An 890-nucleotide genomic window follows, 5' to 3' on the forward strand; every position below is an offset into this window, starting at 1 on the left:
AACATAAAGTTCTTGTAAATGTAAAAAAACAGCCTGCAGCCTCTTCATGCCTTGCTGACCTAATTGAATAACTTGATCCAATTGAACATCACAAAACATTAATAACCCTACAACTGCCAAGATACAACTCACAAAAACCGTACCAATTAAAGAAAATAGCGGCTGTGCTACACTAAACAAAAAAGCACCAAGCATTCCCCCACCGACGTCCGTGGCGACTTGACTATTTTTTAAATCAGTTACCAATAAACGCCAAGAAACCCCTAGAATATCATTATTTAAAGCAAGTCTTTGAAAAAGTATCGCCTGCATAATCGCCAAAATGCTTACAATTAATAATAGAAGTCCCAAATTGCGTTTCCAACCAATGCGCGGGATCTTTCCACTAAAAAACATCACTATACCCAAGATAATCAAGACAATGGCCAAAATTTCAAAACCATTGCCTACCAAAATTCGATAAATATTAGCACAAAAGCGCCCTACTAAACCTAATTTTAAGCCCGCAAAAATCGAGACAAAAATTAAAATTAAGCCACTGATATTAATAGTATAATTAGCAGTTTTTTTCTTTTTAGTAGTCTTTTTTCTAGTACGTTTTTTAGCTGCCATTTTACTCTCCTGTAAATAATCCAAACTATATTATTGCATACTCACTCGCTAAAGTACGACTAAAAAGCAATTTTTAAAATTTTTTTAAGACAAAAAAGCAGCTGCTTAAGCTTTTAGTACATAAATTAACGACGACAATTAAGTAACTCGCTTAAAAATCAAAAAAGACCTGAAACAAATATTTGTTTCAGGTCTTTTCTGATTAACGAATACCAAATAGTTGTAAGCCAAAAACTTACACTCTAATAAACTTCGATAATCTCAATTTCATTATTATT

Annotated in this window: 1 pseudogene; it reads right to left on the minus strand. The window is 32.7% G+C overall.

The features are described from left to right. Positions 1–612, minus strand: a pseudogene (locus tag EQ827_RS08800) (hypothetical protein); the annotation flags it as partial. Positions 613–890 lie beyond the last annotated feature (278 nt).

The organism is Bombilactobacillus bombi (assembly GCF_013607485.1).
Taxonomy (GTDB): Bacteria; Bacillota; Bacilli; order Lactobacillales; family Lactobacillaceae; genus Bombilactobacillus; species Bombilactobacillus bombi_A.